The 22,158-nt window shown below is 68.1% G+C and carries 18 protein-coding genes; 5 read left to right on the top strand and 13 right to left on the bottom strand.

Going from position 1 to position 22,158, the window contains the following annotated elements:
* Nucleotides 1-129: 129 nt before the first annotated feature.
* From VV867_RS16740 to VV867_RS16730, 3 genes are all read right to left on the bottom strand, one after another.
* Nucleotides 130-1,182, bottom strand: a complete 1,053-nt coding sequence (locus VV867_RS16740) for a haloacid dehalogenase-like hydrolase (RefSeq protein WP_328567026.1) — start codon at nucleotides 1,180-1,182, stop codon at nucleotides 130-132.
* A 207-nt stretch (nucleotides 1,183-1,389) separates the two neighbouring features.
* Nucleotides 1,390-2,442 carry a haloacid dehalogenase-like hydrolase gene (locus tag VV867_RS16735; RefSeq protein WP_328567025.1) on the bottom strand — a complete coding sequence of 351 codons (1,053 nt, stop codon included), beginning with the start codon at nucleotides 2,440-2,442 and terminating at the stop codon, nucleotides 1,390-1,392.
* A gap of 178 nt (nucleotides 2,443-2,620) precedes the next feature.
* Nucleotides 2,621-3,541, bottom strand: coding sequence for a LysR substrate-binding domain-containing protein (locus tag VV867_RS16730; protein WP_328567024.1), 921 nt, complete (start codon nucleotides 3,539-3,541; stop codon nucleotides 2,621-2,623).
* A 142-nt stretch (nucleotides 3,542-3,683) separates the two neighbouring features.
* On the opposite strand from VV867_RS16730, the gene VV867_RS16725 reads away from it, so the two are divergent.
* A complete protein-coding gene (locus VV867_RS16725) occupies nucleotides 3,684-5,081 on the top strand; it encodes a NorM family multidrug efflux MATE transporter (protein WP_328567023.1) in 1,398 nt (465 codons plus the stop codon).
* On the opposite strand, the gene VV867_RS16720 is transcribed toward VV867_RS16725, so the two are convergent.
* Complete coding sequence (locus VV867_RS16720; RefSeq protein WP_371921194.1) at nucleotides 5,053-6,777, bottom strand: putative bifunctional diguanylate cyclase/phosphodiesterase; 1,725 nt, start codon at nucleotides 6,775-6,777, stop codon at nucleotides 5,053-5,055. The genes VV867_RS16725 and VV867_RS16720 overlap by 29 nt on opposite strands.
* Nucleotides 6,778-7,009: 232 nt before the next feature.
* Here VV867_RS16720 and rep point away from each other — a divergent pair, with 232 nt between their 5' ends.
* Entirely contained in the window at nucleotides 7,010-9,019 is a 2,010-nt protein-coding gene (gene rep, locus VV867_RS16715; RefSeq protein WP_328567022.1) for a DNA helicase Rep, read from the top strand.
* Between the two features lie 239 nt (nucleotides 9,020-9,258).
* The gene (locus VV867_RS16710) at nucleotides 9,259-9,831 is read left to right on the top strand and encodes a xanthine phosphoribosyltransferase (protein ID WP_109937148.1); all 573 of its coding nucleotides are present in this window, start codon (nucleotides 9,259-9,261) and stop codon (nucleotides 9,829-9,831) included.
* Between the two features lie 134 nt (nucleotides 9,832-9,965).
* Here the strand turns inward: VV867_RS16710 and VV867_RS16705 are convergent, their stop codons facing one another.
* The 9 genes from VV867_RS16705 to VV867_RS16665 form a co-directional block, all read right to left on the bottom strand.
* On the bottom strand, nucleotides 9,966-11,819 hold the full coding sequence (locus VV867_RS16705) for an acetyl-CoA hydrolase/transferase C-terminal domain-containing protein (RefSeq protein ID WP_328567037.1): 1,854 nt from the start codon (nucleotides 11,817-11,819) through the stop codon (nucleotides 9,966-9,968).
* Between the two features lie 645 nt (nucleotides 11,820-12,464).
* Nucleotides 12,465-12,890, bottom strand: a complete 426-nt coding sequence (locus tag VV867_RS16700) for a c-type cytochrome (protein ID WP_305888143.1) — start codon at nucleotides 12,888-12,890, stop codon at nucleotides 12,465-12,467.
* 158 nt (nucleotides 12,891-13,048) lie between these two features.
* Nucleotides 13,049-13,597, bottom strand: coding sequence for a cupin domain-containing protein (locus VV867_RS16695; RefSeq protein ID WP_089390766.1), 549 nt, complete (start codon nucleotides 13,595-13,597; stop codon nucleotides 13,049-13,051).
* Between the two features lie 165 nt (nucleotides 13,598-13,762).
* Nucleotides 13,763-14,842, bottom strand: a complete 1,080-nt coding sequence (gene alr, locus VV867_RS16690; RefSeq protein WP_328567021.1) for an alanine racemase — start codon at nucleotides 14,840-14,842, stop codon at nucleotides 13,763-13,765.
* A 109-nt stretch (nucleotides 14,843-14,951) separates the two neighbouring features.
* Nucleotides 14,952-15,305, bottom strand: coding sequence for a RidA family protein (locus tag VV867_RS16685; protein WP_275628244.1), 354 nt, complete (start codon nucleotides 15,303-15,305; stop codon nucleotides 14,952-14,954).
* Nucleotides 15,280-16,575 carry a D-amino acid dehydrogenase gene (gene dadA, locus VV867_RS16680; RefSeq protein ID WP_275628243.1) on the bottom strand — a complete coding sequence of 432 codons (1,296 nt, stop codon included), beginning with the start codon at nucleotides 16,573-16,575 and terminating at the stop codon, nucleotides 15,280-15,282. Before dadA ends, VV867_RS16685 begins: the two co-directional genes overlap by 26 nt.
* Before the next feature lie 352 nt (nucleotides 16,576-16,927).
* Nucleotides 16,928-17,272, bottom strand: a complete 345-nt coding sequence (locus VV867_RS16675) for a YdbL family protein (RefSeq protein ID WP_009614101.1) — start codon at nucleotides 17,270-17,272, stop codon at nucleotides 16,928-16,930.
* 11 nt (nucleotides 17,273-17,283) lie between these two features.
* Nucleotides 17,284-17,475 carry a YnbE family lipoprotein gene (locus VV867_RS16670; RefSeq protein WP_089390761.1) on the bottom strand — a complete coding sequence of 64 codons (192 nt, stop codon included), beginning with the start codon at nucleotides 17,473-17,475 and terminating at the stop codon, nucleotides 17,284-17,286.
* Nucleotides 17,476-17,491: 16 nt separating this feature from the next.
* The gene (locus VV867_RS16665; protein ID WP_328567020.1) at nucleotides 17,492-20,050 is read right to left on the bottom strand and encodes a YdbH domain-containing protein; all 2,559 of its coding nucleotides are present in this window, start codon (nucleotides 20,048-20,050) and stop codon (nucleotides 17,492-17,494) included.
* Between the two features lie 163 nt (nucleotides 20,051-20,213).
* Here VV867_RS16665 and dadR point away from each other — a divergent pair, with 163 nt between their 5' ends.
* Together dadR and VV867_RS16655 are read left to right on the top strand one after the other, a co-directional pair.
* Complete coding sequence (gene dadR / locus VV867_RS16660; RefSeq protein WP_009614106.1) at nucleotides 20,214-20,702, top strand: transcriptional regulator DadR; 489 nt, start codon at nucleotides 20,214-20,216, stop codon at nucleotides 20,700-20,702.
* 105 nt (nucleotides 20,703-20,807) lie between these two features.
* Nucleotides 20,808-22,127: an NAD(P)/FAD-dependent oxidoreductase gene (locus VV867_RS16655; RefSeq protein WP_328567019.1), complete on the top strand. Its 1,320-nt coding sequence runs from the start codon at nucleotides 20,808-20,810 to the stop codon at nucleotides 22,125-22,127.
* The last annotated feature ends 31 nt before the right edge of the window (nucleotides 22,128-22,158 follow it).

The raw sequence follows: 22,158 nt of genomic DNA, 5'->3' as shown, positions 1-22,158 counted from the left end.
TCCCATTCAGGTGAAGCTACAAGCAGTGCCCTGGAGAAATTCCCACGTTAAGGATCGGACAAGTCCGCAACAGCGAACGGATAATCCTTAAGAACTTCACCTATGCACCTGGCTGGCGGTATCCGGCGATCACTGGATCTGCTCCGGCGTCACTATCACCCAGTTCTTGTCCGCGGTGACCGGCTGGCCCAGCCTGGCCTGGGCCTCGGCGTTCTTCTTGATCATGCCGTCGAGCTGGTCCATGTACTTGGCCTTGCGGTTTATCCACAGGTGGATGCCGTTCTCGGCGGTGCCGTTGAACAGCATGTAGCCGTCGCTGCTGGGGGTGTCGCCGCCGACCAGAATGGGGCGCTTCCACTGGTCGATGTAGGTGAGGATGGCGGCCTGCTTGCCGGCCATCCAGGTCGCCGGGGTCCACAGGTAGGGGGTGATCTCCAGGTCCAGGTTGGCCTTGGGATCGTACTTGCCTTCGCCGATCTGCTTGCGCGCGGTGGTCAGTGCGCCGGTCTTGCGGTCCTTGAGCAGGGTGGTGACGCCGATGACGTTCTCCGGCTTCACGTTGTAGCCGTACTTCGGATCGCTGGCGACCATGCGCACCAGTTCCTCGTGGGCGGCGGTCATCACGTAGACCTCGATGCCGTTCTCCATCAGCTTGTTGTACAGCTCCTGCTGGCCGGTGAAGACCCTGGGCGGCTGGATCTCGATGGTCTTGACCGCGTCGCCCTCGTAGTAGGTGCTGGGGACCGGCTTGCCGTAGGCCATCAGTTCGTCGACGTAGCCCTTGAGTTCCTTGAGGGTGAAGCCGGAGAACACCTGGGCGACCCAGGGGTAGCAGACCAGGTCGTCGACCTCGCAGAGACGGTAGTAGTAGCTGTTCAGGCTTTCCTTGTGGCCGCCCACGTCCTTGAAGGGGATCAGCTTCAGCGACGGGTCGAGCTTCTCGCGGGTCAGCACGCCCTTCATTTCCAGGAAGGGCAGCAGCGACTCTTCCAGGTCGTAGCGGTAGCTGGTGTTGTCCATGTCGAAGACGGCGTAGGCACCCTTGTTGGCGTTGGCCGCGATCAGCGCGTCCAGTTGCTTGGCGGCCGGTTCCGGCCAGTGCTTGAGTTCGGTGGCAGCGAAGACGCTGCTGGCCAGGCCGCCGAGCAGCAGCGCGGCGAGCAGGGTGCGCATGGGTTTCATCTGGTTTCCCCCGAGGTGGTCTTGTGGGTGGAAAGACCCGGCGCGGGCCGTTCCCTGGACTAGTCCAGCCTTCACCCTAGCAAAGCCGTGTTGCAGTCCTGCGATGAACGCGACCTCGGGCGTTGCCTGCGCGCCAGGACTTGGCCAGGAGCGACAGGGCATGCCTGGAAACGGCGGGGCGGCGCAACGGGCCGCCCCGCCGGTGGCTCAGAGAATCTCCTCGGGCGTGACCACCAGCCAGTTCCTGTCGGCGCTGGCCGGCTGGCCGAGGGCGGACTGGGCGTCGGCGTTGGCCTTGATCATGGCGTCGAGCTGGTCCATGTAGCTGGCCTTGCGGTTCACCCACAGGCGCAGGCCGTCGTCCGCGGTGCTGTGGAACAGCATGTGGCCGTCGTTGCTGGGCGAGTCGCCGCCCACCAGGATGGGCTTCTTCCACGGGTCGATGTAGGTCTGGATGGCCGCCGTCTTGCCGGCCATCCAGGTGCCCGGCGTCCACAGGTAGGGGGTGAACTCCAGGTCCAGGTTGGCCTCGGGATCGTACTTGCCTTCGGCGATCTGCCGGCGCGCGGTGGTCACCGCGCCGGTCTTGCGGTCCTTGAGCAGGGTACTGACGCCGATGACGTTCTCCGGCTTCACGTTGTAGCCGTACTTCGGGTCGCTGGCGACCATGCGCACCAGTTCCTCGTGGGAGGCGGTGAGGATGTAGACCTCGATGCCGTGCTCCATCATCCGGTTGAACAGTTCCTGCTGGCCGCTGAACAACTGTGGTGGCTGCACCTCGACGCTGCGCAGGGTGTCGCCGTCGTAGTAGTCGCTCTTGACCGGCTTGCCGCTCGCCATCATGGCGTCGACGTGGCCCTTGAGCTCGCGCAGGGTCAGGCCGGAAAGCGCCTGGGCGGCCCAGGGGTAGCAGACGCGGTGGTCGAATTCGCACAGGCGGGTGTAGTAGCTATTCAGGCTTTCCTTATGCTCCTTGCGGTCCCTGAAGGGAATCAGCGCCAGCGACGGGTCCAGTTTCTCCCGCGTCAGCACGCCATGGTTCTCCAGGTACGGCAGCAACGCCTCGGCCACGTCGTAGCGGTAGCTGGTGTTGTCCATGTCGAAGACGGCGTAGGCGCCCTTGTTGGCGTTGGCCGCGATCAGCGCGTCGAGTTGCTTCGCCGCGGGCGCCGGCCAGTGCTGGAGTTCGGTGGTGGCCACGGCATCGTTGGCCAGGCCGCCGAGCAACAGGATGCCGAACAGTAGTCCACAGGTTTTCATCGAATGTTCCCCCGGTTGCGAATGTCGGGGAAGGCGCGGCGATGCGGGCTATGGCCCATCATTGGCGCCGGGCGTTTCCCCCTCCTCCGCGACCGTAGCAAGGGGGAAAAGGGCCAGACAGGCGGCTGGGCGTCGCATGCGCATTCCGGCCGCAGGGGGCCTGGAAACGTCCTACAACCTACTCCAGCACTTCCACCTGGGGCAGTCGCATTGCGCTGACTTCGGCGAGAAGAAAGTCCCTCAGACGGCGCAGGCGCTCCTGCTGCCGGCGCGCCTTCGGCCACACCAGGTAGTAGCTCTCGCCACTGGCCACAGCACTGGGCCAGGGCAGGGCCAGGCGGCCGGCGGCGGCGTCCTCGGTGACCATCACCAGGTCGCCGATGGATAGGCCGTAGCCACGGGTGGCCGCGACTATGCCCAGCTCCAGGGTGTCGAACACCTGGCCGCCCTTGAGCGACACCTGGTCGCACAGCCCCATGCGCTGCAGCCAGCGGCGCCAGTCGCGGCGGTCCGGCGTGGGGTGCAGCAGTTCCGCGGCGGCCAGCCGCTCGACGTCCCAGAGGCCATCGTCGAGCAGTTGCGGGGCGCCGACCGGGATCAGCCATTCGGGGAACAGCAGGCAGCTTTCCCATTCCGCGGGGAAATGCCCATCGCCGAGCAGCACCGCGCAGTCGAAGGGCTCGCGGGCGAAATCCACCGCGTCGACGTCCATCCAGGCGCTGGTCAGCTGCACCTCGATATCGCTGTTGGCCATGCGAAAGATGCTCAGGCGCGGCAGCAGCCAGCGCATGGTCAGGGTCGAGGGCGCCTTCAGGCGCAGCACGTCCTCGTCGCTGTGCAGGCTGGCGCAGGCGCGCTCCAGGGCGTCGAAGCCATCGCGCAGGCCCGGCAGCAGCAGGCGCGCCGGCTCGGTCAGGCGCAGCTGGCGGCCCTGGCGCTGGAACAGTTGGCAGTCGAAGTGCTCCTCCAGGGTGCGCACGTGGCGGCTCACCGCGCTCTGGGTGATGGCCAGCTCCTCGGCGGCGCGGGTGAAGGAGGCGTGCCGGGCGGCCGCCTCGAAGGCGCGCAGGGCATAGAGCGGTGGCAGGCGGCGGGACATGGTGGGCCTTCATACATGAGTCTTACTCATGTATTGCATCGCTTTTTTCCTTTTGTGGGAAGGCCCCGCGCCCCACCAGAATGGGCCAATCGACGAACCCGGGACGCGCCGGACGCGGCCCAACCCAAGCCAGACTCATGCCATGCACACCCCCTACCACACCGAACTGCGGGCGATCCTGCGCCTGGCCGGGCCGCTGATCGCCGCCCAGCTGGCCTATGTCGCCATGGTCTTCACCGACACCCTGATGATGGGCAAGCTCGGCCCCGAGGCCCTGGCCGCCGGGGGCCTGGGCGCCTCCACCTACGCTTTCGTCTCCACCGTGTGCAGCGGCGTGGTGGCGGCCACCGGCAACCTGGTGGCGATCCGGCATGGCGCGCGCGACAGCGCCGGCGCGGCCGCTGCCACCCGCGCCGGGCTATGGGTCGGCCTGGGCCTGGCGTTGCTGGCCGGCAGCCTGCTGTGGAACCTGGAGGCGCTGCTGCTGGCGCTCGGCCAGGCGCCGGCGACGGTGCACGGCACCATGAGTTTTCTGCACAGCATTCTCTTCGCCCTGCCCGGCTACCTGGCCTTCATGGTGCTGCGCGGCTTCACCAGCGCCATCGAGCGGCCCGGCCCGGTGATGGCCATCAGCGTGCTCGGCGCGCTGGCCAACCTGGGCCTGAACTACGCCTTCCTCGAAGGCTGGTTCGGCCTGCCGCGCCTGGGCCTGGCCGGCATCGGCCTGGTCACCGCCATCGTGATGAACGCCCTGCCGCTGATCCTCGCACTGTACCTGCGCTGGCACCCGGCCTACGCCGGCTACCCGCTGTTGCGCGGCCTGGGCCGGCCGCAGCGCGGGCAGGTCGCCGAGACCCTGCGCCTGGGCCTGCCGATCGGCGGCACCTACGCGGTGGAGTCGGGGATGTTCGCCGTGGCCACCCTGTGCATGGGCGCCATCGGCACCACGGCGCTGGCCGCGCACCAGATCGCCATCCAGTCGGTGTACCTGGCCTTCATGGTGCCGGTGGGGATTTCCTACGCGGTGACCTTCCGCATCGGCCAGCACTACGGCGCCGGCCGCCTGCCCGAGGCGCGCCGCGCCGGGCGGGTGGGCATCGGCTTCGGCGCGCTGTGCATGTTCGCCTTCGCCCTGCTGTTCTGGCTGGCGCCGCGCCAGGTCATCGGCCTGTTCCTGGACCTCGACCAGCCGGCCAACCAGGCGGTGGTGCAACTGGCCGTGAGCCTGCTGGCGATCGCCGCCTGGTTCGAGCTGTTCGACGGCCTGCAGAGCATCGCCATGGGTGCCATCCGCGGCCTCAAGGACGCCCGCACCACCTTCCTGGTGGGCCTGGCCGGCTACTGGCTGGCGGGCGTGCCGCTGGCCTGGCTGCTGGCCTTCCCCTTCGGCTGGGGCCCGCACGGCGTCTGGTGGGGGCTGGCGGCGGGCCTGGCGTGCACCGCGCTGGGCCTGTGCCTGGCCTTCGAGGCGCGCACCGCGCGCCTGCTGCGCCCGGCCGTGGCGCCGGGCTTCAGTTACCGGCCGGGTCCCGCTGCCTGAGCGCGCGCCCGGCGCCGAACACCAGGAAGCGCGCCAGCTCCGCCAGCGGCAGCGGGCGGCTGATCCAGTAGCCCTGCACCTGGTCGCAGCCGAACTGGCGCAGCAGCTGCCGCTGTTCGGCGCTTTCCACGCCCTCGGCGACCACTTCCAGGTTGAGGTTGTGCGCCAGGTTGATCATGGCCCGCACCAGCTGGCGGTTCTCCGCGCGCTCGGACATGCCGCCGACGAAGCTCTTGTCGATCTTCAGCAGGGTGATCGGCAGGCTGTTGAGGTGGACGAAGGAGGAGAAACCGGTGCCGAAGTCGTCCAGGGAGAAGCGCACCCCCAGTTGCCCCAGCGTCTGCATGGTCTGCAGGACCTGCTCGCTGCGGCGCATCACGGCGGTTTCGGTGAGTTCGAATTCCAGCCAGCGCGCATCCACCCCGCGCTCGGCGATCAGCCGTTGCAGCGTGGGCAGCAGCTGGCTGTCCTGGAACTGGCGGAACGACAGGTTGATGGCCATGTGCAGCGGCGGCAGGCCGCGCCCGAGCAGCCACTGCATGTCGCGCAGGGCGCGGGCGATCACCCAGTAGCCCAGCGGCACGATCAGCCCGCTCTCCTCGGCCAGGGGCACGAAGTCCCCCGGGGTGAGCAGCCCGCGGCTGGGGTGGCGCCAGCGCACCAGGGCCTCGAGGCCGACGATGGTGTCGCTCTCCAGGTCCAGGCGCGGCTGGTAGTGCAGCTCCAGTTCGTCGCGGCGCAGGGCCCGGCGCAGCTCGCTCTCCAGTTCGGCCAGGCTGCGCGCGCCGCGGTTGATGCGCTCGTCGAACAGGTGGAAGGTGCAGCCCTGACCCATCTTGGCCTGCTGCATGGCGATGTGCGCGTGCCACATCAAGGCGTCGGCGCTGTCGCCGGAACGGGCATGGGCCAGGCCCAGGCTGCAGCCCAGCAGCAGGCTCTCGCCCTCCACCCAGTAGGGCTCGCCCAGCACCTCGACGATGCGCTCGGCCAGGCGTTCGGCGCGCCGCGGGTCACGGCGGGTGTCCAGCAGCAGGGCGAACTCGTCGCTGCCCAGGCGGGCCAGGCGGTCGCCGTGCTCCAGCTGCGAGCGCAGGCGCGCCACCACCTGCAGGATCAGGCGGTCGCCGGCCTGGTGGCCGAGGGAGTCGTTGACGTGGCGGAAGTTGTCCAGGTCGAGGTGGCCGAGGGCCAGGCCGCGGCCCTGGAACTCGTCCAGCTGCGCGGCCAGCAGCGTCTGGAAGCCCTGGCGGTTGGCGATGCCGGTCAGCGGGTCCTGCTCGGCCAGGCGCTGCAGGGTGGCCTCCAGGCCGCTGCGCTCGCGGGCGTAGCGCAGGGAACGGCGCAGCACTTCGGCGCTCAGTTGCTGCGGCGTCAGCCAGTCGGCCACGCCGGCCGGCGCCTGCGCCGGTTCGCGCTCCAGCAGCAGGATGACCGGCAGCCGGCAGTTCTCCCGCGAAGGCAGCCTGCCCGGGGTGGCCAGCACCAGGCCGACCTCGTCCTCGTCGAACAGGCTGCGGGCGGACTCCCAGGAAGGTGCGGTGATCAGCGAATACGCATTGCCCAGCGCGGCGAGATGCTCGCGCAGCAGCTGGGCCCACTGCGGCGTTTCGGCCAGCAGGAGCAGGCGCGTGGACTCGACCGACGCAGCCAAGCGACCCCCATGAAAAGAAAAGGAATACCCCGGGCGCCATCCCATGCCCCGGCCATCCGGATTGGCGTTCCAGCGCCCGTGCGTTGCCGTCTGTCGGCGCGGAACCAAGGAAACTCTTCAGAGTTTTCTTCAACTAATGCTGCCACAAGCCTAATACAAGTATGAATTTATCCAAAACGGCGAAACGCGACGGCGTCACAGATCGCCGTTTTTCCGCAGCCCCGGGCGGGGCTGGTAGAATGGCCGCCCGCTTCGCCATGAAATTTCCTCCTTCCCCATGTCCCGACTCAATCCCCGGCAGCAAGAGGCCGTGAACTACGTCGGCGGCCCCTTGCTGGTGCTGGCCGGCGCCGGCTCCGGCAAGACCAGCGTGATCACCCGCAAGATCGCCTACCTGGTCCAGCAGTGCGGCATCCGCGCCCAGTACATCGTCGCCGTCACCTTCACCAACAAGGCCGCGCGCGAGATGAAGGAGCGCGTCAGCACCCTGCTGCGCCCCGGCGAGGGCAAGGGCCTGACCGTGTCCACCTTCCACAACCTGGGCCTGAACATCATCCGCAAGGAATACGCCGCCCTGGGCTACAAGCCCGGCTTCTCGATCTTCGACGAGAGCGACGTGAAGGCGCTGATGACGGACATCATGCAGAAGGAGTATTCCGGCGACGACGGCCTGGACGAGATCAAGAACCTCATCGGCGGCTGGAAGAACGACCTGATCCTGCCCGAAGAGGCCCTGGCCAAGGCGCGCAACCCCAAGGAACAGACCGCGGCCATGGTCTACCTGCACTACCAGCGCACCCTGCGCGCGTACAACGCGGTGGACTTCGACGACCTGATCCTGCAGCCGGTGAAGCTGTTCCAGGACCACCCGGACATCCTCGAGAAGTGGCGCAACCGCGTGCGCTACATGCTGGTGGACGAATACCAGGACACCAACGCCAGCCAGTACCTGCTGGTGAAGCTGCTGGTGCAGCAGCGCGCGCACTTCACCGTGGTCGGCGACGACGACCAGTCGATCTACGCCTGGCGCGGCGCGCGCCCGGAAAACCTGATGCAGTTGAAGGACGACTTCCCCTCGCTGAAGGTGGTGATGCTGGAGCAGAACTACCGCTCCACCAGCCGCATCCTCAAGTGCGCCAACATCCTCATCGCCAACAACCCCCACGTGTTCGAGAAGCAGCTGTGGAGCGAGATGGGCGAAGGCGACCCGATCCGGGTGATCCGCTGCCGCAACGAGGAAGCCGAGGCCGAGCGGGTGGCCATGGAGATTCTCACCATCCACCTGAAGACCGAGCGGCCCTACAGCGAATTCGCCATCCTCTACCGCGGCAACTACCAGGCCAAGCTGATCGAGCTGAAGCTGCAGCACCACCAGATTCCCTATCGCCTGTCCGGCGGCACCAGCTTCTTCGCCCGCCAGGAAGTGAAGGACCTGATGTCCTACTTCCGCCTGCTGGTGAACCCGGACGACGACAACGCCTTCCTCCGGGTGATCAACGTGCCGCGCCGCGAGATCGGCTCGGCGACCCTGGAGAAGCTCGGCAACTACGCCACCGAGCGCGGCTGCTCGATGTTCGCCGCCACCGGCGAGCTGGGCCTGGGCGAACACCTGGATGCCCGTTACGTCGAACGCCTGCAGCGCTTCAAGCGCTTCATCGACAAGGTCCGCGAGCAGTGCGCCGGCAGCGATCCGATCGGCGCGCTGCGCAGCATGGTGATGGACATCGACTACGAGAACTGGCTGCGGCAGAACGCCTCCAGCGACAAGGTCGCCGACTTCCGCATGGGCAACGTCTGGTTCCTCATCGAGGCGCTGAAGAACACCCTGGAGCGCGACGAGGACGGCGACATGACCATCGAGCAGGCCATCGCCAAGCTGGTCCTGCGCGACATGCTCGAACGCCAGCAGGAGGAAGAGGAAGGCGCCGACGGCGTGCAGATGATGACCCTGCACGCCTCCAAGGGCCTGGAATTCCCCTACGTGTTCATCCTCGGCGTGGAAGAGGAGATCCTCCCGCACCGCTCCAGCATCGAGGCCGACAGCATCGAGGAAGAGCGGCGCCTGGCCTACGTCGGCATCACCCGGGCGAAGAAGAACCTGGCCATGACCTTCGCCGCCAAGCGCAAGCAGTACGGCGAGATCATCGACTGCTCGCCGAGCCGCTTCCTCGACGAGCTGCCGCCGGAAGACCTGGTCTGGGAAGGCCAGGAGGACGCGCCCCAGGAAGTGAAGGCGGCCAAGGGCAACGCCGCCCTGGCGGACATCCGCGCGCTGCTCAAGCGCTGAAGCCCAGCGGAGCCACCGCGCCTGCGAAAATCGCTGCCAACCGGTAACCTGTAGGAGCGGGCCCTGCCCGCGATTCGCGCGCAGGGCGCGCTCCTACAATGGAATGCCACGGCGACGGCCAGCGGAAGCTGTCCATCCGATCAGCTTCTTCTTTTGTCGGGAGGTCGCGCAGGCCGGTGCTTCCGAGGTAGAATTGCGCGCTTCACCCGCGACAGCAGCTTCGCCAGGAAGCACCAAAATTGAACACCCTCAAAGACAAAATCCGTAGCGAAGGCATCGTCCTGTCGGACCAGGTCCTCAAGGTAGACGCCTTCCTCAACCACCAGATCGACCCGCTGCTGATGAAGCAGATCGGCCACGAGTTCGCCGAGCGCTTCAAGGGCCAGGGCATCACCAAGATCGTCACCATCGAGGCCTCGGGCATCGCCCCGGCGGTCATGGCCGGCCTCGAGCTGGGCATCCCGGTGATCTTCGCCCGCAAGTTCCAGTCGCTGACGCTGAAGAACGACCTGCTGATCTCCAAGGTGTTCTCCTTCACCAAGCAGACCGAGAGCACCATCGCCATCTCCGCGCGGCACCTGACCGCCGCCGACCACGTGCTGGTGATCGACGACTTCCTCGCCAACGGCCACGCCGCCAAGGCGCTGATCGACCTGATCCAGCAGGCCGGAGCGAGCATCGCCGGCCTGGGCATCGTCATCGAGAAGTCCTTCCAGGACGGCCGCAAGCTGCTGGAAAGCGAAGGCTACCGCGTCGAATCCCTGGCCCGGGTGAAGTCCCTGGCGGGCGGCGAGGTCGAGTTCCTCGACTGATCCGGACCGAGACGTGAAAAAGGCGGGCGCCCGGCAAGGGTTCCCGCCTTTTTTGTGCCCTTCATGCTCTTCGTAGGAGCGAGCTTGCTCGCGAACGGATTCCGCAGCGGGGTCGTTCGCGAGCAAGCTCGCTCCTACACAAAGCCGTTCCGGGTGGCGTGCAGGCCGGCGAGGATCAGGCGCTGGTAGAGCTCCTCGCGCAAGCCGTCCGGCTGCTCCAGGCCCATGCGCGCCAGGTGCGCCGGGAAGGCTTCCGGCTCCGGCGCGTCCAGGGTGGCCTTGCCCAGTTCGAGTATCTCGCTGAGCCTGAGCTTGCTCTTCAGCCAGGTCAGCGCCCGCAGCAGGTCGCGTTCCTCCGGGGTGAAATCGCAGCCCAGCGGGTATTCCGGCAACGCCTCGCGGTGCTGCGCGCACAGTGCCTGCAGGCGCTCGGGAAGGTTGTCGCGATAGCGCCGGTCCAGCTCGAAGTCCGCCGGCAGCTTGCCCGCCGCCTTGGCCTCGGCGATCAGGCCGTCCTGGAAGCGCGAGTCGGCGATGGCCAGCAGCGCTTCGATCACCTCGGCGTCGTTCCGGCCGCGCAGGTCGGCGATGCCGTACTCGGTCACCACCATGTCGCGCAGGTGCCGCGGGATGGTGGTGTGGCCGTAGTTCCAGACGATGTTCGAGCTGACCTCGCCGCCGTTCTCGCGCCAGCTGCGCAGCAGCAGGATGGAGCGCCCGCCGTGCAGCTCATGGGCCTGGGCGACGAAGTTGTACTGCCCGCCGACGCCGCTGACCACGCGGCCGTCCTCCAGCTGGTCGGCCACCCCGGCGCCGAGCAGGGTCACGGTGAAGGCGCTGTTGATGAAGCGCGCGTCGCGACGTTGCTGGCGCTTGAGTTCCTCGTCGTGGTAGAGGTTGTTGACGAAACCGATGCCGGTCATGCCGATGCCGGCCAGGCGTTCGGTCGGCAGCTCGCGCAGGCGCTGGTAGAAAGCCTGCGGGCCGAGGAAAAAGCCGCCATGCAGCCAGACACCGCCGGGCACGGCCTCGCCGGCGTCCGCACGCTGCTGCTGTACCTGTGGATAGACCCGCCGCCCCAGCACGCCGGCCTCGGCCAAGTCCAGCAGGCCCGGCACGAACATCTCGCTGCAACCGTAGAGGCCTTCGCTGAAGGGGCCCAGCCCGCCCTCGCGGTCGATCAATTGCCCGTGGCGCTGCGGCACCGCCAGGGCCGCCAGCAGGTCGCGGTAGGCGGCGTTGTCGCGCTGGCGCAGCAGCAGCGCCGAGGTCACGGCATCGCCCATGGCGCCGATGCCGACCTGCAGGGTGCCGCCGTCGCGCACCAGCGCGCTGGCGTGCAGGCCGATGCAATGGTCCTGCCAGCCCACCGGCATGTAGGGCGTGGAGAACAGCGTGCTGGCGTCCGCCGGCTGCTCCACCAGCAGGTCGAAGACGTCCTCGTCGACCTCGGCGTCGCCCGGCATGTACGGCAGGTCGCGGTGCACCACGGCGATGCAGAGGATGCGCTCGCCGGCCGCGCGGCGGCGGCGCAGCATGGGCAGCAGGTCGAGGGTGATGTCCGGGTTGCACGACAGGCTCAGCCTGCCGGGGCGCGCCGGGTCGCGGGCGACCAGCTGGGCTACGGCGTTGATGCCCTTGGCGTCGAGGTCGCGGGCGACGTGGCTGTAGTTGCAGCTGATGTAGTTCTGCTGCGCCGGCGCGCTGTCCAGCAGGCTGCCCGGCTGCAGGTAGAACTCCTCGACGCGCACGTTCGGCGGCAGGCTGCCCTGGCGCAGGTCGCGCAGGTAGTCGAGTTCCGGGTAGTCGCCGTACAGGCGCTCGACGAAGGGTTCGAGGAAGCGCCGCTGCAGCTCGCTGCCGGCCCGGGGCCGGCCCAGCGACAGCGCGGTGTAGAGCGTCAGCTGGCGCGCCGGCTGTTCGCCCAGGCGCCGGTAGAGCTGGTTGACCAGGTGGTTGGGCTTGCCAAGGCCCAGGGGCAGGCCCAGGCGTATCGGGCCATCGAGCCCGGCCAACAGTCGGTCGACGGCTTCGTCGAGGGTGCAGCGGTGCGCCAAGGTGCGATCCTCCGTGGGTTCCCTGTCCAGTTTGGACCGGAAACCGCCGGGGACGCTCCGCCGTCTTTTCATTCAAGCGATGCGGTGGTTCAGCGAAGGCGCTCGACCTACCTCCGCGCCCTCTCCCCAGCCCTCTCCCGGAGGGAGAGGGGGCCGTTCGTGCCACCGGGATGTCCGGCGTGGCCGGTGAATCCAATCGCGGACAAAGTCCGCTCCTACACCCGTGCTTCCCTGAACCGCAGGAGCGGACTCTGTCCGCGATTCGGCGGATAACGCCGTAGGCGTTATGCGCCCTACTGGTTTCCAGAGAAACGTCCGAGCACTCGGAGCGGCGCGCTACACCAAGCCCCCACGCTTCTGGGTCATTCCCCTTCGGGCCAGCGCAAGCGCTGTTCGCGATGGCGCCGCGTCCCGCGTTCGCGGGAATGACGGGTTGGGGATCGGAGCGCAGGGCCATCACCGCAAACGAAGCCCCCTATGAAAAATGCCGTTTCTCCCAAGGGAAGAAACGGCATTCTTTCTTAAGCGGACAGCATCAGCCCGTAAGCGGCTTTTCCTGTCAGGTCAGGCCATGGATCAGAGGCCGGACATGTGCTCGATGGCGGCCTTCAGCTCGTCGTCCGAGCAGTCGGCGCAGGTGCCTTTCGGCGGCATGGCGTTGATGCCGGAGATGGCCTTGGCCAGCAGGCCGTCGAGGCCGCCCTGCTCCTTGGCGCGCTTGCCCCACTCGCCCTTGTCGCCCACCTTGGGCGCGCCCAGCAGGCCGGTGCCGTGGCAGTTGGTGCAGACCTTGCCGACGATCTCTTCGCCCGAACGCGGCGCACCGCCACCTCCGGCGGAAGCGACGGCGCCGACGCCTTCGCACTCCTTGCCCTGGACGCAGACCTTGCCCACCGGTTCCAGGCGCTTGGCGATGTCGTCATTGGTCGTGGCTTGGGCGCCAGCGGCCAGCAGGGCCAGTACGGCGGCCTGGGCCACCAGGATTTTCTTTATCAGGTTCACCCTTTTACCCTCATCGTGGCTTGTACGCCCGGGCACGGTATCCATCGCAGTCTCGGCGGCGCGGGCGGGCGCAAGTATAACGGAAGACCGCGCGCCTGAAACAATTGCAAGGGCCGCGGAGGCCTTGCGTCATACGGTCGCAGGCGGCTCAGCCGCCTCTAAAAATTTGCCGGAGTCGTCGCGCTGATCAGCCTCGCCGGCGCCTCGAAGGGGTTGCGGAAGCGGTGCGGGCGGGTACTGTCGAAATAGTAGCTGTCGCCGCTTTCGAGGATGTACACCTCGTCGCCGACGGTCAGTTCCAGGCGGCCTTCGACCAGCACGCCGGTCTCCTCGCCTTCGTGGGAGTACATGTCGTTGCCGGTATCGGCGCCAGGCGGGTAGGTCTCGTCGAGCAGCGTGATGGCGCGGCTGGGGTAGGCCTTGCCGATCAGCTTCATGACGATGTCGCCGTCGGACAGGTCGCTGAGTTCGTCCGCCTTGTAGACCACCTGGGTGTTGCTGTCCTGCTCGATGTCCAGCGAGAAGAATTCCACTAGGGACATGGGAATGCCGCCCAGCACCTTCTTCAGGGAGCTGATCGACGGGCTGACGCTGTTCTTCTCGATCATCGAGATGGTGCTGTTGGTGACGCCCGCGCGCTTGGCGAGTTCACGCTGGGACAGCCCTTTGAGTTTGCGGATGGCTTGCAGACGAGCGCCAACGTCCAAGGGTGGAGTCCTCCTTAATTTCTTGTTCTGCCAGGCTCTAACGGCCGGAACCCGCCTGCGCCTTGCGGCGAGCGGGTTCCGAAGTGCTCCGTATCATGGCAACACCGTTCAGTATTTACAACAGATCGGTCTCAGATACTGCGCAAACTTTACACAGTTCGTCGCTCAGTCGCCGCTGTAGACACGCGGTACGCGCTTGAGGTTGCAGAACAATTGGTAGGGGATGCTGCCGCACAGGCTGGCGAGTGCGCTGGCCGGAACGTTCGGCCCCCACAGCTCGACGCGGCTGCCAAGGCCGGCGCCGGGCAGGTCGGTGAGGTCGACGGTGAGCATGTCCATGGACACCCGGCCGATGATGCGGCTGGCCTGGCCGTCGATGAACACCGGGGTGCCGTCCGGCGCATGGCGCGGGTAGCCGTCGGCGTAACCCATGGCGACCACGCCGACGCGCACCGGGCGCTCGGCGACGTAGCGCGCGCCATAGCCCACCGGCTCGCCGGCCGGCAGTTCGCGCACGCCGATGACCTGCGACTCGAGGGTCATCACCGGGCGCAGCTGGTCGGCCAGCGGCTGGGCCTGTTCGAAGGGGGTGGCGCCGTAGAGCATGATGCCCGGGCGCACCCAGTCGCTGGGCACGCTCGGCCAGCCGAGGATGCCGGGGGAGTTGCGCAGGCTGACCTCGTAGGGCTGGCCCAGGCCGGCGCGCACGGCCTCGAAGGCGGCGACCTGCTCCTCGGTGCGCGCGCAGTCCAGCTCGTCGGCGCGGGCGAAGTGGCTCATCAGCACCACCTTGGCCACGTGCGGCAGGGCCTGCAGGCGCGCCAGGGCGGCGGCGTAGTCCTGCGGGAAGAAGCCGACGCGGTGCATGCCCGAGTCCATCTTCAGCCAGAGCGTCAGCGGCCTGGCCGGGCGCGCTCGCTCGATGGCCTCCAGTTGCCAGGCCGAGTGCACCACGCACCAGAAGTCATGGCGCTCGATCAGCTCCAGCTCGCTGGCCTCGAAGAAACCTTCCAGCAGCAGGATGGGCGCGCGGATGCCGGCTTCGCGCAGCTCCAGGGCCTCTTCGATGCAGGCCACGGCGAAGCCGTCGGCTTCCGCCTCCAGGGCCCTGGCGCAGCGCACCGCGCCGTGGCCGTAGGCATCGGCCTTGACCACCGCCAGCGCACGCGCGCCACTGACTTCGCGGGCCAGGCGGTAGTTGTGGCGCAGGGCCTGGAGGTCGATCAGGGCACGGGCTGGACGCATGGCGGGAACTCTCTGTTATTCGGGTACGACGATTCGCGGGCGGACTCGCCCGGCGAAGGCCATGAAGCAAAAAAAGGCCTGGCAATCCGACCAGGCCCCACGCAAAGGTTTACGGCAGCGCCGCGACCACCGACATCTCCACCAGGATCTCCGGCTCGCAGAGCCTGGCCTCCACGGTGGCGCGGGCCGGGGCGGTGCCTTGCGGCAGCCACTGGTCCCAGACGGCGTTCATGCCGGCGAAGTGCGCATCGATGTCCTTCAGGTAGATGGTCACCGAGAGGATGCGCGTCTTGTCGCTGCCGGCCTCCTCGAGCAGGCGCTCGATGCTGGCCAGGACCTCGCGGGTCTGCTGTTCGATGCCGGCGCCCATGTCGTCGCCCACCTGGCCCGCCAGGTAGACAGTGCCGTTGTGGACGACGATCTGGCTCATGCGGCCATTAGTGTGCAGGCGCTGGATGGCCATTCTGGCTCTCCGAGGCATTGCTGTAGCGGGAAATGTCCAGGCCGTCGGTGCTGATCTGCGGGCGCTTCTTCGCCATCAGGTCGGCCAGGTAGCGGCCCGAACCGCAGGCCATGGTCCAGCCCAGGGTGCCGTGGCCGGTGTTCAGGTACAGGTTGCGGTAGCGGGTGCCGCCGACGATCGGGGTGCCGTCCGGGGTGGCCGGGCGCAGGCCGGTCCAGAAGGTCGCCTGGCTGACGTCGCCGCCCTCGGGGTAGAGGTCGGTGGTGATCATTTCCAGGGTTTCGCGGCGGCGCGGGTTCAGCGACAGGTCGAAACCGGCGATCTCGGCCATGCCGCCGACGCGGATGCGCTGGTCGAAGCGGGTGATGGCGACCTTGTAGGTCTCGTCGAGGATGGTCGAGGTCGGCGCCATGTCCGGGTTGGTGATCGGCACGGTCAGCGAGTAGCCCTTGAGCGGGTAGACCGGGGCGTCGATGCCCAGCGGCTTGAGCATCTGCGGCGAGTAGCTGCCCAGGGCCAGCACGTAGTGGTCGGCAGTGACCAGTTGGCCATCGATCCAGACGCCGTTGATGCGGTCGCCGGCGAAGTCCAGGCGCTGGATGTTCTGGTTGAAGCGGAACTCCACGCCCAGGCCCTGGGCCAGCTCGGCCAGCTTGGTGGTGAACATCTGGCAGTCGCCGGTCTGGTCGTTGGGCAGGCGCAGGGCGCCGACCAGCTTGTCGGCCACCTTGGCCAGGGCCGGTTCAACGCGGGCGATGCCGGCGCGGTCGAGGACTTCATAGGGCACGCCGGAGCTTTCCAGCACGGCGATGTCCTTGGCGGCGGAGTCGAGCTGGGCCTGGGTGCGGAACAGCTGGGTGGTGCCCAGGGTGCGGCCTTCGTAGGCGATGCCGGTCTCGGCGCGCAGCTCGTCGAGGCAATCGCGGCTGTACTCGGACAGGCGCACCATGCGCTCCTTGTTCACCGCGTAGCTGGCGGCGTTGCAGTTGCGCAGCATCTGCCACATCCAGGCGTACTGGCTGGGGTCGCCGGTGAGCTTGATGGCCAGCGGAGCGTGCTTCTCCAGCAGCCACTTCATGGCCTTGAGCGGGATGCCCGGGGCGGCCCAGGGCGAGGCGTAGCCGGGGGAAACCTGGCCGGCGTTGGCGAAGCTGGTTTCCAGGGCCGGGCCGGGTTGGCGGTCGACCACCACCACTTCGAAGCCGGAACGGGCCAGATAGTAAGCACTGGCGGTGCCGATCACACCGCTGCCAAGGACCAGAACGCGCATCGCTGCCTCCTACGTCGCGTGGGGCACGCGACGTTTCTTATTTTGAACGTCAGATGCGCGCAGTATAGGAATTCGACCGCAGAAATAATCACTATTTAACAGGCGTTAATTAAAGGAAATTCTTGGCAGAAAGGCCTTTCGTGGAGGCGCATCCACCAGATAATCCACAAAAACACCTGAAAAACCCATAGCCATGCAACTATGTCGGATCGCGGTTTTCAGCAACTAATTCGGTGGGCTTCGGCGAACACGGGAATTACTCCCGCCAGGGGCGGGGCCGGCAGGAATAAGCGCTGCCGCGACGGCGGGTCGCAGGCGCCGCCCGACAGGCGGCGCCACCAGGGAAATCCCCTTACTTGCGCACCCACTTGCCGTTGAGCTGGATGTATTGCCCGGACGGGGTGCGGTCCATGGCCTTCTTGCCGGCCAGAGCTTCCACGTCGCCGAGCTTGGCGCCGCTCTGGCCGGCCACCTTCTGGTACTCGGCGCGGCGCGCGGCGTTGATCTGGGCGGCGATGTCGGCCGCCTGGCCGCTGTTGCTGACCACCCCGAGATAGCCGTCGGGCTGCTCGCCGACCAGGCCCTGGGCCTTGGCCCCGCCCAGGGCCGACATGGCCTGCTCCAGGCTCATGGCCAGGGCCGGCAGGCTGACGCAAAGGGCCAGCAGGGCGACGCCGAGTTTGCTGCGCAGTGTCATGTAGAAGCTCCTCAGAACAGACCGCTGTTCTCGTTGATGATGCCATCCAGGGCCTTGTCGACCTTGATGTAGATCTCGTGCTCGATCTTCACGTTGAGGTTGATGTTGATCGGCTCCTTGGGCGCCGCCAGCTGTACCGTCGGCGTACAGCCCTGGCTGAGCCCGAGCAGGGCCAGGACGGCGATGAGTGCGCTTGGGCGCATGCGGTTCTCCTTGCGATCAGGGCGCGGCAGGTGGCGGGTTGCGCAGGCGTTCCTGCACGCGCTTGCGGATGGTGTCGCTGACCCGGTCGCTCAGCTGCAGGCTGGTCAGCAGGTCCGGGATGTTCTCCTCCAGGTTGACGTTGAGGTTCACCGGCCGCCCCTGCTCCAGCGCCGGGTTGCGGCCGCTGATGGCCAGGGCCAGGAGCAGGCGGCCGCCCTCAGCATAATCCACGCGGCTGGCCAGGCGCTCGTAGCGGAAGTCGTCGAGCATGGTCGCCACCAGTTGCATGGCCGGGTTGCTCTGGCCGAGGGCGCGGATCTTCTCCGAGCGGAACTGCAGGGTGCCCGGCTGCCGCGCGGCCACCTGGCCGCCCTGGATGCGCAGCCCGGCCGGGCCGATCAGCAGCGGCAGCTCGCCGTCGAGGATGCCGTTGCCGGCCAGGCCCTCGGCGGGGTAGGCCTTGAGGATTTCCTCCAGCAGCACGCCCTGCAGGTGCAGGCTCTGCGCCGGGTTGTCGCGGGCCAGCTGCAGCACGCCGGCGTCCAGCCAGGCGCGGCCGCCGAACAGCTTCAGCTCGGCCTGGCGCCAGTCCAGGCGGCCGGCCAGCGGCTGGTCCAGGCCGGCGCTGTAGCCGCCCTGGAACTGCAGGGGCCCGAGCAGCACGCCGGGGTTGAGCTGCGCCACGCGCAGGCCGGGCAACTGCAGCGTCAGCTGCGAGCCGCGCAGCTGCAGTTTCGCCTCGCCGTCCAGGCCGTGGATTTCGCTGCGGTCGTAGACGCCTTCCAGGCCACGGCCGTTCAGCGTCAGGTCCAGTTGCTGGGCGACCTGCCCCGGCGGCAGGCGCCACTGCGCGCGGACCTGCAGGCGGCCGTTGTTCAGGCTGAGCAGCGCCGGCCAGTCGGCCAGGCTGGCCGCCAGCGGGTTGCCGCTGCGCAGGAAGAATTCCGGCAGTTGCGCCGTAACGTCCAGGGCGCCATCGGCCTGGTGTCGCAACTCGACGTCGGCGGCCAGGCCCCCGCTGTTCTGCAACCGGCCCTTGAGCTGCTGCTGGGCCAGGCCGGCGCCGAGCTGGCCCTGGTAGCTCCAGGCCAGCGGTCTGAGGTGCGCCTGGCGCAGCTCGCCGACCGCCAGTTGCACGGCGCCGTCGAAGCCGAGGCTGAAGGGCTGGCCGGCGGCATACCCCAGGGCCAGCGTGGCCTTGTCCGGTATCGCACTGAGCTTGCTGGCCTTCAGCCCCTGGGGGCCGGCCAGGCTGCCCAGGCCCAGCTTGGCGCCCGCGCCCAGGCGCAGGCTGGCGGAGGCCTGGCCTATCTCGCCGTCCAGCGGCAGGTCCAGCGCCGCCTTGCCCAGGCGCAGGCCGGGCAGTTGCAGGTCCGGCACCTGGGCCTGCAGGCGTGCCTGGCTCAACGCCAGCGACAAGGGTTCGCCCTCGACCAGCGCCAGCACGCCCTGCAGGCGCAGCTCGCTGGCGCCCTTGCCGCGCAGGTCCAGGCGTACCGCGCCAGGGGTGCTGTCGTCCGGCTGCAGGCCCAGGCGCAGGCTGGCCGGGCGCAGGCCGACCGGCAGCGCCTGCAGCCAGTCACCGTAGAGGTCGGCCAGGTAGAGGTCGCCGTCCAGCACCCGCGGCCGCCATTGCCCCGGCTGGGTCGCCGCCGCCTGCAGCTGCAGGTCGCCCTGCAAGGCGCCCAGGCCCGGTAGCGGCCAGGGCTGCGGCAGTTGCATGGCCAGCTCCAGCTCGCCCTGGCTGTCGCGCAGGGCGGGCCAGTCCGGCCAGGGGCCGTCGCCGCCCAGGGTGCTGTCCCAGCTCAGGCGCAGGCGCCCGGCCTCGGGCAGGGAAACCGGCAGGGTCGGCGTCGGCAACCAGGGCGCCAGCCAGGCGCGCACGGCGTCCAGCGGTGGCACCCCAGGGCTGGCCAGGCTGCCGCGCCAATGGCGCTCGGCCGGCGCCCAGCTGGCGTCGAGGTCGACCAGGCGTTCGCCATCCAGATCGGCCTTCAGCGCCAGCCGCCAGGCGTCCTGTTCCGGGCGCAGGGTGCCGTCGAGGGCCAGGCGCTGGCCGCCTTGCTGCAGTTCGGCGGCCAGGGACGCGGCATTGCCGGGCAGTTGCTGCCAGTGCAGGCTGCCGACCAGAGTGCAGCGCTGCTGCCCAGCGCAGGGCAGTTCGAACTCGGCGCGCTGCAGGGCGACCCGCTGCGGCAGCAGGCCGAGCCACAGGCCCACCTGGTCGGGCGTCGGCCACTCCCCCGCCTCTTCCGTCGTCGCGGCGGAGGGCCAGGACCCCACGTGCAGCCGCTGCAGTTCCAGGCCACCCAGGCGCCAGCGCCCGTCGATGCGCCGCGGCCAACCCAGGCGCAGCTGGTCGGCCTGGATATCCAGGCGCGAAGCGGATTTTTCCCGCGTCACGGCCAGCTGTTTCAGTGTCAGGCCGTCCAATGAAATCCCCGGCCCCTGCCAGTCCAGACGGGTGACGCCCTGCTCCGCGAGCAGCCGCTGCCAGGCCTGCCCCGCCCAGACGGCGAGCAGCACCACGAGCAGCGCCAGCAACAGCAGGATTCGGGTACGGGTCGAGCGCATGCCAGGCTCCAGTGGCGGAAATGGAAGGCCCGCGCATCCGGCGCGGACCTGGGAACAGGCTGGCGGCGTGCCCGCAGAAGATCAAGGGGCAGTGATATCCACTGGCTTAACGTCTATATTTGGCGACAATCACCAACCATAAGCACCGCCCCGAGCAGCCTCCATGAGAACCCAGCACCAAAGCCGCCGCGAACTGGACAAGATCGACCGCAATATCCTGCGCATCCTCCAGGAAGAAGGGCGCATTTCCTTCACCGAGCTGGGCGAGCGCGTCGGCCTCTCCACCACCCCCTGCACCGAGCGCGTGCGGCGCCTGGAGCGCGAAGGGATCATCATGGGCTACAACGCCCGGCTGAACCCGCAGTACCTCAAGGCCAGCCTGCTGGTGTTCGTCGAGATCAGCCTGGACTACAAGTCCGGCGACACCTTCGAGGACTTCCGCCGCGCGGTGCTCAAGCTGCCCCACGTGCTGGAGTGCCACCTGGTATCCGGCCACTTCGACTACCTGGTGAAGGCGCGCATCTCGGAGATGGCCTCCTACCGCAAGCTGCTCGGCGACATCCTGCTGAAGCTGCCGCACGTGCGCGAGTCGAAGAGCTATATCGTCATGGAAGAGGTCAAGGAAAGCCTGACCCTGCCGATTCCCGACTGATCGCAACAGCCTGTCGAACTTTTGCGGCTTCCCCCCTTGGCGCGGCGGGAAGTCGGCGTTTATCCTGCGTAAAATTTTAACAACACAATAATCAGGATATCGCACATGAACGCCCGCGTTCGCCTCCCGGTGCACACCGACCAGCACGCCCCTTCCTACTACGCCGCGACCGTCAACCGTCGCATCGAGTGCCCTCCCCTGGCCGGCGAGGAAAAGGCTGACGTGTGCATCATCGGCGGCGGCTTCTCCGGGCTGAACACCGCCATCGAGCTGGCCGAGCGCGGCTTCTCGGTGGTCCTGCTGGAGGCCCACAAGCTTGGCTGGGGCGCCAGCGGGCGCAACGGCGGGCAGCTGATCCGCGGCGTCGGCCACGGCGTCGAGCAGTTCGAGCCGGTGATCGGCAGGGACGGCGTGCGCCAGCTCAAGCTGATGGGCCTGGAGGCGGTGCAGATCGTGCGCCAGCGCGTGGAGAAGTACGGCATCGACTGCGACCTGACCTGGGGCTACTGCGACCTGGCCAACAAGGCCTCGGACGTCGAGGGCTTCCGCGAGGACTACGAGGAGCTCAAGGGCCTGGGCTACACCCATGAACTGCGCCTGGTCCCGCAGGAGGAGATGCGCGGCATCGTCGGCGCCGACTGCTACGTCGGCGGCATGGTCGACATGGGCTCGGGCCACCTGCACCCGCTCAACCTCGCCCTGGGCGAGGCGGCCGCCGCGCAGTCCCTGGGCGTGCGCCTGTTCGAGGATTCCCAGGTCACCCACATCGACTACGGTGCCGAGGTGCGCGTGCGCACCGCCAAGGGCAGCGTGCGCGCCAGGACCCTGGTGATCGGCTGCAACGCCTACCAGAACGGCCTGAACAACTACCTCGACGGCAAGGTGCTGCCGGCCGGCAGCTACGTCATCGCCACCGAGCCGTTGCCCGCCGACCTGGCCCGCGAGCTGCTGCCGCAGAACATGGCGGTGTGCGACCAGCGCGTGGCCCTGGACTACTACCGCCTCTCGGCCGACAACCGCCTGCTGTTCGGCGGCGCCTGCCACTATTCCGGGCGCGACCCGGCGGACATCGCCACCTACATGCAGCCGAAGATGCTCAAGGTGTTCCCGCACCTGGCCGAGGTGCGCATCGACTACCAGTGGGGCGGCATGATCGGCATCGGCGCCAACCGCCTGCCGCAGATCGGCCGCCTGCCCGACCAGCCCAACGTGTACTTCGCCCAGGCCTATTCCGGCCACGGGGTGAACGCCACCCACCTGGCCGGCAAGCTGCTCGCCGAGGCGATCGCCGGGCAGCAGGGCAGCGGCTTCGAGCTGTTCGCCAAGGTCCCGCACATCACCTTCCCCGGCGGCAGGCTGCTGCGTTCGCCGCTGCTGGCGCTGGGCATGGCCTGGTATCGCTTCAAGGAGGCGCTGAGCGGCTAGAATCTCCGCAGTCCCGCCAACCGGGACGCCA

Source organism: Pseudomonas sp. JH-2 (assembly GCF_036231725.1).
In the GTDB taxonomy this organism is placed as follows: domain Bacteria; phylum Pseudomonadota; class Gammaproteobacteria; order Pseudomonadales; family Pseudomonadaceae; genus Pseudomonas; species Pseudomonas delhiensis.
Note: the sequence above shows the minus strand (reverse complement) of the source record. Positions and strands in the feature narration are given on the sequence as shown.

Bases quoted from the DNA above. Each gene is read 5' to 3' on its own strand.
- VV867_RS16740 (WP_328567026.1), bottom strand. From the start codon at position 1,182: ATGAAACCCATGCGCACCCTGCTCGCCGCGCTGCTGCTCGGCGGCCTG.
- VV867_RS16735 (WP_328567025.1), bottom strand. From the start codon at position 2,442: ATGAAAACCTGTGGACTACTGTTCGGCATCCTGTTGCTCGGCGGCCTG.
- VV867_RS16730 (WP_328567024.1), bottom strand. From the start codon at position 3,541: ATGTCCCGCCGCCTGCCACCGCTCTATGCCCTGCGCGCCTTCGAGGCG.
- VV867_RS16725 (WP_328567023.1), top strand. From the start codon at position 3,684: ATGCACACCCCCTACCACACCGAACTGCGGGCGATCCTGCGCCTGGCC.
- VV867_RS16720 (WP_371921194.1), bottom strand. From the start codon at position 6,777: ATGGGATGGCGCCCGGGGTATTCCTTTTCTTTTCATGGGGGTCGCTTG.
- rep (WP_328567022.1), top strand. From the start codon at position 7,010: ATGTCCCGACTCAATCCCCGGCAGCAAGAGGCCGTGAACTACGTCGGC.
- alr (WP_328567021.1), bottom strand. From the start codon at position 14,842: ATGCGTCCAGCCCGTGCCCTGATCGACCTCCAGGCCCTGCGCCACAAC.
- VV867_RS16685 (WP_275628244.1), bottom strand. From the start codon at position 15,305: ATGGCCATCCAGCGCCTGCACACTAATGGCCGCATGAGCCAGATCGTC.
- dadA (WP_275628243.1), bottom strand. From the start codon at position 16,575: ATGCGCGTTCTGGTCCTTGGCAGCGGTGTGATCGGCACCGCCAGTGCT.
- VV867_RS16675 (WP_009614101.1), bottom strand. From the start codon at position 17,272: ATGACACTGCGCAGCAAACTCGGCGTCGCCCTGCTGGCCCTTTGCGTC.
- VV867_RS16670 (WP_089390761.1), bottom strand. From the start codon at position 17,475: ATGCGCCCAAGCGCACTCATCGCCGTCCTGGCCCTGCTCGGGCTCAGC.
- VV867_RS16665 (WP_328567020.1), bottom strand. From the start codon at position 20,050: ATGCGCTCGACCCGTACCCGAATCCTGCTGTTGCTGGCGCTGCTCGTG.
- dadR (WP_009614106.1), top strand. From the start codon at position 20,214: ATGAGAACCCAGCACCAAAGCCGCCGCGAACTGGACAAGATCGACCGC.
- VV867_RS16655 (WP_328567019.1), top strand. From the start codon at position 20,808: ATGAACGCCCGCGTTCGCCTCCCGGTGCACACCGACCAGCACGCCCCT.